We start from the raw sequence: 3,229 nt of genomic DNA on the forward strand, positions 1-3,229 counted from the left end.
CCAGCAGGAAGGGGTGCTCGCGAATCTCAACCGCTGGCGCGGGCAGTTGTCGCTGCCGCCGATGAAAGCGGCTCAGTTGTCGACCGACACCGAAACGGTGACGTTGCCCGACAATCACACCGCGGTCTTCGTGAACCTCGAAGGCAAAGGCAAACCGGGTGGCGGAATGGGTGGCCAGTTCGCCGGTGGACGCGGCGGCATGGAGCGTCCGTTTGCCACACCTTCGGCACCGGGCCCGGCAAGCGAAAGCGATCTGAAACTCACCGCGCCGGATCACTGGAAGCGTGGCCAGGTCGGCGGCATGCGGAAAGCCGCGCTGTCGATCGAGCAAGGCGATCTCAAGGGCGAAGTGACCATTATCGATCTCGCCCGCGCGGCCGGAGATCGGCTCGCCAATGTGAACCGCTGGTGCGGCCAGATCGGTTTGCCATCGTTCGACGCCGACAGCATCAAACCGGCGTTGAAGCCCATCGACGTCGGTTCGATCCAAGGTGATTACGTGGAACTGGTTTCCCCCGCGGAGTCGGAAAAAGGGCAGTCGATCCTCGGCGTGATTGTGGACAAAGGTGACAAGACGTGGTTCATCAAACTGCAGGCCCCGACGGCGCTCGCCCTGCAGGAAAAGGCGGCGTTTGAAACGTTCGTGAAGAGCGTGCAGCTGCCGTGATGAGCCGCAACTCGTTCCCATGCTCCGCGTGGGAACGGACGGTCGCGACGCTCTGCGTCGCTTGAGTGTGTCGATCGGTTTCAGGCGACGCGGAGCGTCGCGGCCAGGCATTCCCACGCGGAGCGTGGGAACGAGTAACAAGAGACGTTTCCATGTCGACCACGACTTTGAACGAAGACACCAACCAGTATCTGCGTGACGGTTCGGGCGTCGGGCCGCTGCTCAATGCCGTGCTGGCACCGCTGGCATCACTCAAATTCACCGTCGCCCTGCTGGCGATGTCGATCTTCATCATCCTCGCGGGGACGCTCGCGCAGGTGGAGAAAGACATCTGGCAGGTGATCGACGAATACTTCCGGACGCCGATCGCCGCAATTGACTTCAAGATCTTTCTGCCGCCGTCGTTCTGGAAGGCGTTCAGTTCGGCGCCGATGCCCGTGATTCCGTACAAATTCTGGTTCCCCGGCGGGCAACTCATCGGCACGTTAATGGCGGTCAATCTTCTCGCGGCTCACCTGATTCGGTTCAAAGTGCAGGCGAAAGGTTGGCCGCTCATCTCCGGGCTGCTGGTGATTCTCGCGGGGATCGTCCTCACCACGCTGGTGGTCACCACGGCGAACAATCCCGAAGGTCTGCAGGCGCAGCCGTGGTTAACGTATGACGTGCTGTGGTGGTGTCTCGCGGCGGCGGCCATCGTCGGGTATGGCGGCTTGATTGCCTACTGGGTGCGCAGCCCGTTCAACCGCGCCCAACTGGCATTGATCGGCAACGGTCTGCTGGTGGTGCTCGGTGCGGGAACGCTGTACCTCATCGGCATGCTTTTCCGTGGCGAACGGCTCAGCGATTCGGCCATGCGGATTCTCTGGCAACTGACGCAGGGTGGTGGCGTGGGGCTGCTGCTGCTCGTCGGCTGTTCGCTGGTCTTCAAGAAACGAGCCGGGGTGGTGCTGCTGCATGCGGGCATCGGCCTGATGATGTTCGGCGAACTCCTCGTCGGCCTCACCGCGATCGAAGGCCAGTTGCAGATGCAGGAAGGCGAAACGGTCAACTTCGTGCAGGACATCCGCACGATTGAACTCGCCGTTATCGATCGGTCCGATCCGAAAGCCGATCACGTCACTGTCATTCCGAAGAACGTCATCGAACGGGCCGTGCAGAACAAGACGGCGATCCGTGATGAACGATTGCCGTTCGAGATCGACATCAAGGAATTCCAGCAGAACTCCGCGCTGCGGAAGTTGCGCAAGGACGACAAAAATCTGGCGACGAAAGGCCACGGCCTCGAATACTTCGCCGAGAAAGTCCGCCCCGGCAGCGGAACCGACCAGGACAGCAAGGTCGATCTCTCCGCGGCCTATGTGGCCTTTCGTGACAAATCGGGAACGGAGTTAGGCACCTATCTGCTCGGCCTCATTTTCTCGGCTCAGAACGAGAATGAAACGATCACCGTCGGCGACAAAACGTATGATGTCGCGCTGCGGTTCAAACGGACCTACAAGCCGTACAAGTTCCAGCTCACCGATGTCCGCAAGGACGATTACATCGGCACCGACACCGCGAAGAATTACTCATCCGATGTCCGCCTGGTGGATGAATCCCGCAACGTGGACCGGAACGTCCACATCTGGATGAACAACCCGCTGCGGTTCGCCGGAGAGACGTTCTACCAGAGCGGTTACCATCGCGATCCGATGACGCAGATCGAAGGGACCACGCTGCAGGTGGTCACCAACACCGGGTGGATGATCCCGTATGTGTCGTGCATGATCGTCGCCATCGGGATGCTGGCTCACTTCCTGATCACACTGACCCGCTTCCTGAGCCGGGCCGATGCACCCACGATGCACTTCGTCGGCGGTCGCGGCACATTGATCTGTGGCGTCGCAACCTTCGCGATCTGTGCCGTAGGCGTGCTGATGACGTTCAGCCGCGCCTCCTCGTCCAAGGTGAAAGACGGCGAGTTCGATCTCAACGCCTTCGGTTCGCTCCCCGTCGTCGCCGATGGTCGGACCAAGCCGCTGGATACCGTCGCGCGGAGCAGTCTATTGGTGATCTCTTCGGGCAAGCAGACGTTCAACGATCACAACGATAAATCGCTCCCGGCGATCCGATGGCTGCTCGATGTGATGGCGAAGCCGGAAGCGTCCTTCAAACACAAGGTGTTCCGCATCGAGAATCCCGAAGTGCAGCAGTTGCTCGGTCTCGAATGGCGGGAACGGTTCCGTTATGCGCCGGAAGAGTTTCTGCCCAAGCTCGAAAAGCTGACGGAGCAGGCCGAACTGGCGCACAAGCAGGACAAGGCGAACGTCAGCGTGTACCAGGCGAAGATTCTGGAACTCGAAAAGAAGATCGGGATTCTCGACCTGCTGCTGCAATCGTTCCAGCCACCGAACATCCGACAGGAGAGTGCCCGGGAAGACCTGATGGCTGCGGTGCAGCGGCAGCAGGCGCTGCGACAACGGCATCCGCCGCTGGTGATTCCGCCGGAAGAAAAAGGCGGACAATGGGACACGTTCGCTTCGGGATGGACACGGAACCTGGTGAGCAGCACATTCCTCAACC

Annotated in this window: 2 protein-coding genes; both read left to right on the forward strand. The window is 60.5% G+C overall.

Annotation, left to right across the window (positions count from 1 at the left end):
* Positions 1 to 667: hypothetical protein (locus AC5590_RS21105; RefSeq protein ID WP_211178806.1), on the forward strand; the 667-nt coding region annotated here is incomplete at its 5' end.
* A gap of 152 nt (positions 668 to 819) precedes the next feature.
* Positions 820 to 3,229, forward strand: a 2,410-nt coding sequence (locus AC5590_RS21110; RefSeq protein WP_211178807.1) for a cytochrome c biogenesis ResB family protein, incomplete at its 3' end; no start/stop codon positions are given.

It is taken from the genome of Brasilonema octagenarum UFV-OR1 (genome assembly GCF_963888615.1).
Lineage (GTDB): Bacteria > Cyanobacteriota > Cyanobacteriia > Cyanobacteriales > Nostocaceae > Brasilonema > Brasilonema sennae.